Consider the following 7,062-nt stretch of genomic DNA (forward strand, 5'->3'; position numbering starts at 1 on the left):
CATTTGCAGATGTTGCAGGAGAGGATGAGGCAAAGGAATCCCTGACTGAGATGGTCGACTTCCTTCACAACCCTAAGAAGTATATGGCTATAGGTGCAAAGCTTCCAAAGGGAGCACTGCTGGTCGGCCCTCCGGGAACCGGAAAGACACTTCTGGCAAAGGCTGTTGCCGGAGAGGCAAACGTGCCATTTTTCTCCATGTCGGGATCAAGCTTCGTGGAGATGTACGTGGGAGTCGGAGCATCGAGAGTCAGAGACCTGTTCAAACAGGCATCTGAGATGGCTCCTTGTATAATATTCATAGACGAGATAGATGCCATAGGCCAGAGCAGAGACAGCGTGAGGGGCGGTGATTCGGAGAGAGAACAGACACTGAACCAGCTTCTTGCCGAGATGGATGGATTTGACACATCCAAGGGAATAGTGATACTGGCTGCGACCAACAGGCCGGAGACACTTGACAAGGCACTCCTGAGACCGGGAAGATTTGACAGAAGAGTAATAGTTGAGAAGCCGGATCTTCAGGGTAGAATAGACACGCTGAAGGTACACTCCAGAAATGTCAAGATGGATGAGACTGTGGATCTCCGTGAGCTTGCGCTTGCCACAGCAGGTGCGGTTGGAGCAGATCTCGCCAACATAATAAATGAGGCGGCGCTCACTGCGGTCAGATCCGGAAGGAGCATGGTTTCACAGGCTGATCTGATTGGTGCGGTGGAGCTTGTATTTGCAGGAAAAGAGAAGAAGGGCAAGCTGCTCGGCGACCAGGAGAAGAAGGTCGTTGCATATCATGAAGTTGGACATGCTCTTCTGGTTGCTCTCCAGAAGCACACTGAGCCTGTTCAGAGAATTACAATAGTTCCTAGAACGATGGGTTCTCTGGGATATGTATGGCAGGTGCTTGAGGAAGAGAAGTATATGGAGACCAAGGCTGAGCTTGAGGCGAACATTGTGACGACCCTCGGCGGAAGAGCTGCAGAGGAATTGAAATTCGAGTCAGTGACCACCGGCGCGGCAAATGATATAGAGCAGGCGACCAAGACAGTGAGAGCGATGATAACCATGTACGGAATGTCAGACAAGTTCGGACTCATGCAGCTTGAGACTGTTCAGGGAAAATATCTCGACAGAAATGCAGTGCTTCAGTGTTCAGATAAGACTGCTGCAAAGGTCGATGAGGAGATTAGGAATCAGCTCAAGAAGGCATATGATGAGGCCAAGAAGCTTCTCTCAGAGCACATGAATGCGTTGGATGCCATCGCACAGTATCTGATAGAGAAGGAGTCGATAACAGGCCAGGAGTTCATGGATATATTCAACAGAGTTGAAAATGCTGAACAAAATGTTGAACAGGAATAAAATTATAACAATAATAAGATCAAAAAAAGAGAAGCCGGGGCTGGCAAAAAGCTCCGGCTTCTCTTTTTTCTATATCTGCTTTAGATTATATCTGCTGAAGATCGTCCAGGGTCTTGCCGTATGCCGGTAAAAACTCGCACACGAAGTCGTTTACCTCAGGATAAGTCTCAGCCATCTGTGACACGGAATTCATGATCGTACCCATGGCACTGGAGAACTCGGTATTTCCCGATCCTGTCTCCTCCATGCATTTGATCAGGGCGGACAGCTTGTCAGCCGCCTTGACGAGCTTCCAGAGATATACATCGTTCTCGTCGTCGGCATCCTTAAAAAATATCGGTTCATAGGCTGGTCTGAGATCGCCCGGCAGCTTGTCAAGAAGTGTGTGGCATGCGATATCTTCCACATCCTTGAAGGCTGTCTTGATATCATCGTTGTAGTATTTCACCGGGGTCGGCATGTCACCGGTGATGATCTCCGATGCATCGTGATAGAGACCTATGAGTGCAGCTCTCTCGGCGTTCAGAGTCTTGCCGTAGCGTACATTGCCGATGGTTGCCAGTGCGTGGGCTATCATGCTCACCTCCAGGCAGTGCTCACACAGATTCTCCTCGCGGTTGTTCCTCATGAGTGCCCATCTGTCAATATATTTCATTCGTGATATAAGTGCAAAAAAGTTGTATTCCATCATAAAATCCTCGTTACTTCTGTTTATCGTTGTGGAAAAAATTATATACCGCAGTGGCTGCAGTCTTGTTCATTCCCTGCGGGATCTCGAGATCAGCAATGCTGGCGGCACGGATCTTGTCTATGTCCTTGAAGTATGCCAGAAGAGCCTTTCTCCTTGCCGGACCGATGCCCTCAATATCGTCCAGAACTGAGTGGATCTGGGATTTGCTTCTGAGACTTCTGTGGTACTCGATTGCAAATCTGTGGGCCTCATCCTGAAGTCTTGTTATCATGTTGAAGGCCTGTGTATTTGCAGGGAAATCTATCTCCTTGTTGTTGTAATAGAGTCCTCTGGTTCTGTGGTGGTCATCCTTTACCATTCCGCATACCGGGATGTTGAGACCAAGCTCGTCAAGAACCTCCAGAGCTATGTTGACCTGACCCCGGCCGCCATCCATCATGAGTACATCAGGGTAGATATTAAACCGCTCGTCTGTGAACCTTCTTGTGAGTACCTCCCTCATGCTTGCGTAGTCATCCGGCCCGTCTATGGTCCTGAGCTTGAACTTTCTGTAGTCATTCTTCTTGGCGCGTCCGTTTTCAAATACCACCATGGATGCCACGGAGTGATAGCCGCTTATATGCGATATATCAAATGCTTCAAGGCGTCTTGCGGATGAAACTCCGATAAGCTGTGCCAGCTCATTTGCCGCACCCTCAGTGCGCTCCTTTTCACGCTTGAGCTTGTAGGCATCCTGGTTCATGACCAGAAAAGCATTGTCCTTTGCCAGCTTGAGAAGCTTCTGCTTGTCTCCCTTCTGGGGAACAATGATGTGTACCTGACTTCCCCGGCGGGCGCTCAGATATTCCTCGATGACCTTGTAGTCCTCAATCTGTTGCTCGATAATGATCTCCTTTGGCAGATATGGAGTGGAAGCGTAGTATTGCTTGAGAAAAGACTCCATTATCGTGCTGTAAGCCTCAGCATTTACGCCGCTCATGTGGTAGTGTTCCCTGCCGATCATCTTGCCGGATCTTATGAAGAATATGGATATGACACACTCATTTCCAAGATCGGTGGCCATGGCGATCACATCCCTGTCGTCTGCGCTTGTGTCACCGACTCTCTGGGTGGACTCAATGTGATGGATGCTCTTTATCAGATCCCTGATCTCGGCGGCCTGTTCAAATTCCATATCCTCGGACAGCTCCTTCATCTGCTTTTCGAGATCCCTGATCACATGACCGTGGTTGCCGTTCAGAAAGCTTATGGCATCCTGGACATTTTTGTTGTAATCCTCCTTGGAGATATATCCCTGACAGGGCGCCATGCACTGCTTTATCTGGTGATACAGGCAGGGCCTTTCAAGGCCCATATCCCTTGGCAGAACCTTGTTGCAGCTCCTGATGTGATACAGCTTTTTCAGTAGCTCTATGATATCCTTCACCGCTTTGGAATTGGTGTATGGGCCGAAATATTTGGAGTGATCCCGTTTCATCTGATGGCTGTACAGTATGCGCGGGTAATCCTCCTCCACAGTAATGCGGATATAGGGATAACCCTTGTCATCCGTGAGCATGGTGTTGTAATGCGGTCTGTGCTCCTTTATAAGGTTGCACTCTAGAACGAGAGCCTCGATCTCTGAACCGCAGACAATATATTCAAACCATGCAATATGGGATACCATCTTCTGAATCTTCGGGGATTTCTTGTAGCCGGTCTGGAAATACTGATGTACTCTGTTGTACAGATCTATGGCTTTTCCTACATATATAATATGATCCCCCGAATCGTGCATGAGATATACTCCTGGGACATGGGGGAGCTTCTTAAGTTCTTCTTCAAAATCAAACATGTCATTCACCTCAAAAATCTTAGATAAGTATATCACTATACTTACTATCATGTCATTCTTTCCTCAGAAAATTTGAAAAATAAAAAAGGATTTTGAGAAAAAACGGAGAATAATAAAAATGTGTGGTAAGAAATATTGATCATGTGATAGGAGAGATTCTATGACGATACGGGAACAGCAGGAAAAAAGGGAGCACGAAGTGCTCAGCAGATATGCGGCGTTCAGTGATCAGTCCACAGGACGTGACAGACCGGAGGAGCAGTGCGACCTCAGAACGGTCTACCAGAGAGACAGGGACAGGATACTCCACTGCAAGGCGTTCAGGAGACTTAAGCATAAGACTCAGGTATTTCTGTCGCCGGGTGATGATCACTACAGGACCAGACTGACCCATACTCTGGAGGTGTCGCAGATAGCAAGGACGATAGCCAGATCACTCAGGCTCAACGAGGATCTGACGGAGGCGATAGCGCTGGGACATGACCTGGGACATACGCCATTTGGACATGTCGGTGAGCGGACACTTGCGGCCTGCGCGGGCAATAATTTCAGCCACAATGTTCAGAGCGTAAGGGTTGTGGAACGTCTTGAGAACCGTGGTGAGGGACTTAATCTCACCTGGGAGGTCCGGGACGGAATGCTAAACCATAAGACATCATGCACTCCGCATACGCTGGAGGGACAGTGTGTGAGACTGGCGGACAAGATAGCGTACGTCAATCATGATATAGATGATGCGATAAGGGGTAACATATTGAAGGAGGAGGATCTTCCGACCAATATCACCGACATTCTCGGGAAGAATACCCGCACCAGACTGAACTGTCTCATACATGATGTGATAAATACGAGTCAGGACAAGGATTATGTCGGTATGTCGGCGGAGATCGGGGATGCTCTGGGGAAGCTGAGAACATACATGTTCAGATATCTCTACACTAACCCGATAGCCAAGAGCGAGGAGCTCAAGGCCGACAAGATGCTGAGGATATTGTATGAATACTTCATTGAGGACGCCAGCAGGCTGACAAATGAATGTGTTGAGATGATATATATGGGAGAGGATCCCAAGACAGTCGTGTGCGACTACATAGCTGGTATGACAGACAATTATGCGATAGAGACATTTAAGAGTATATATATACCGAAGTCCTGGAAGGTCTGAGCATACCTGACAAACAGGAGGAATCGAATTGTATTATTCGGATGACGTGATAAATGAAGTCTTGTCAAGAAATGATATAGTGGATGTTATCGGAAGCTACGCAAGCCTTAAGAAGAAGGGCGCGAATTACGAGGCATGCTGTCCGTTCCACCATGAGAAGACTCCGTCATTTAAGGTCAACAGGGAAAAACAGATGTATCACTGCTTCGGCTGCGGAGTCGGTGGCAACGTGTTTACATTTGTCATGGAATATGAGAACCTCAATTTCCCGGAGGCGGTGGAGAGGCTTGCGGAGAGGGCTGGAGTACAGCTCCCTGAGAAGTCCATGAACGCCCAGGAGAGGTCGAGGGAGCAGTATAAGATAACGCTCAGGGAGATGAACAAGACTGCGGCTGCATATTTTCATTATATATTGAAGCACAGCCAGCATGGTGAGAAGGCTTATGAGTATTTTCACGAGACAAGAGGTCTCTCTGATGAGACGATAAATAAATTTGCGCTTGGATATTCAGATATATACAGGGATGATCTGTACAGGTATCTGAAGAGCAAGGGATATACAGATGATCAGATGAAGGGCTCGGGACTTGTTGAGATCAGTGAGAAGGAAGGTGGTGTGGACAAGTTCTGGAACAGAGCCATGATCCCGATACTGGATATAAACGGCAAGGTCATCGCATTTGGCGGACGAGTCATGGGCGATGGAAAACCGAAATATATAAATACCAGTGATACTGCGGTGTTCGACAAGAGCCATACGCTGTTTGCCATGAACATAGCAAGGCGGAGCAGGAGAAAAGGATTTATATGCTGTGAGGGATATATGGATGTCATCTCCATGCATCAGGCAGGATTTGACAATGCCGTGGCATCCCTTGGAACGGCATTTACATTTGGACATGCTGGGATAATAAAGAGATATGCCGATGAGGTTTATCTGGCGTACGACAGTGACGGCGCAGGCGTGGAGGCGACGAAGAAGGTCATAGCAATTCTCCGGGAGGTCGGAGTCGGCGCAAGGGTCATCAATATGAGACCGTACAAGGATCCCGATGAGTTCATACAGAACCTTGGAAGCGAGGCATTTGAGGAGAGGATAAAGAAAGCTGAGAGCGGAATGATGTTCCTTGCAAGGATATATTCTGAGGAATATGACCAGAGCGATCCGGGTGAGCTGACCAAGTTCCAGAACCAGATAGCGAGGGAACTGGCATATATTGAGGACGACCTGGAGAGAAATAATTATGTCGATGCCATAGCGAGGAAATATGTGATCGACAAGGATGCCCTTGCCGCGAAGGTACATGCCTACGGTGTTGCGGGCACGGCAAAGCCGGAGATAGTGGAGCGGGAGACCCGCAGACTCCAGGAACAGCAGGGCTATGAAGAGTTCCCGGGAGACCAGAGCGCGGGAGCTCCGGGAAGACCTGAGACAAAGGATAATAAGACCGCCAAGCTGCTGCTCACATGGCTTGTGAACCGGCCGGAGCTGTTTGCCAGACTTGACGGCGTGGTGAGTGAGGCGGACTTTGAGCCGGGAATATACCGGACCGTAGCGGACAAGCTGTACTCACAGTACAGGGAGAAGCACAAGGTTGAGCCCGCTGTGGTTGTGAACACATTCCAGGATGTGGAGGAACAGAGACTGGTGGCAGGCATGCTCCAGACAGATCTGGCGATAGACATGACCGAGGAGGAGATTGGCAATGCCATAACCGAGGTCGTGAAAAAGATAAAGCTTGCCAGCATAAAAAAGCAGCTTGAGAGCGAGAATGACATGATGAAGGTTCAGCAGCTCATCAAGGACAGGAAAAAGATAGAAAAGTTTAAAGTTATTTTATAAGAAATAAACAATACATTATGTGGAGGAAAGATATGAGTACAATGGATGCGATCAATTCAAATGAAGACAAGTATATGATCAAGGTGAGTGAGGACGATGCGATCAACGCAAAGTTCAACACAAAGCTTCAGGAATTGCTTGACATAGCTCACAGCAAGAAGAACGTTATAG

At 48.2% G+C, this 7,062-nt stretch carries 5 protein-coding genes; 3 read left to right on the forward strand and 2 right to left on the reverse strand.

Features of this window, described 5'->3' with window-relative positions:
* A partial coding sequence (gene ftsH / locus ABUA34_RS13465; protein WP_349823477.1) for an ATP-dependent zinc metalloprotease FtsH occupies positions 1 to 1,358 on the forward strand: 1,358 nt, incomplete at its 5' end.
* An 85-nt stretch (positions 1,359 to 1,443) separates the two neighbouring features.
* Here ftsH and yfbR read toward each other — a convergent pair.
* Both yfbR and uvrC read right to left on the reverse strand, forming a co-directional pair.
* The gene (yfbR, locus tag ABUA34_RS13470; RefSeq protein ID WP_055147010.1) at positions 1,444 to 2,046 is read right to left on the reverse strand and encodes a 5'-deoxynucleotidase; all 603 of its coding nucleotides are present in this window, start codon (positions 2,044 to 2,046) and stop codon (positions 1,444 to 1,446) included.
* Between the two features lie 13 nt (positions 2,047 to 2,059).
* Positions 2,060 to 3,883, reverse strand: a complete 1,824-nt coding sequence (gene uvrC / locus ABUA34_RS13475) for an excinuclease ABC subunit UvrC (protein WP_349823478.1) — start codon at positions 3,881 to 3,883, stop codon at positions 2,060 to 2,062.
* A 160-nt stretch (positions 3,884 to 4,043) separates the two neighbouring features.
* Between uvrC and ABUA34_RS13480 the strand changes: the two genes are divergently transcribed.
* A complete protein-coding gene (locus tag ABUA34_RS13480; RefSeq protein ID WP_022216126.1) occupies positions 4,044 to 5,048 on the forward strand; it encodes a deoxyguanosinetriphosphate triphosphohydrolase in 1,005 nt (334 codons plus the stop codon).
* 28 nt (positions 5,049 to 5,076) lie between these two features.
* On the forward strand, positions 5,077 to 6,891 hold the full coding sequence (gene dnaG, locus ABUA34_RS13485; protein WP_161171904.1) for a DNA primase: 1,815 nt from the start codon (positions 5,077 to 5,079) through the stop codon (positions 6,889 to 6,891).
* The last annotated feature ends 171 nt before the right edge of the window (positions 6,892 to 7,062 follow it).

The organism is Coprococcus sp. RTP21428st1_C9_RTP21428_210409, from assembly GCF_040227395.1.
GTDB classification, from domain to species: domain Bacteria; phylum Bacillota; class Clostridia; order Lachnospirales; family Lachnospiraceae; genus Coprococcus; species Coprococcus aceti.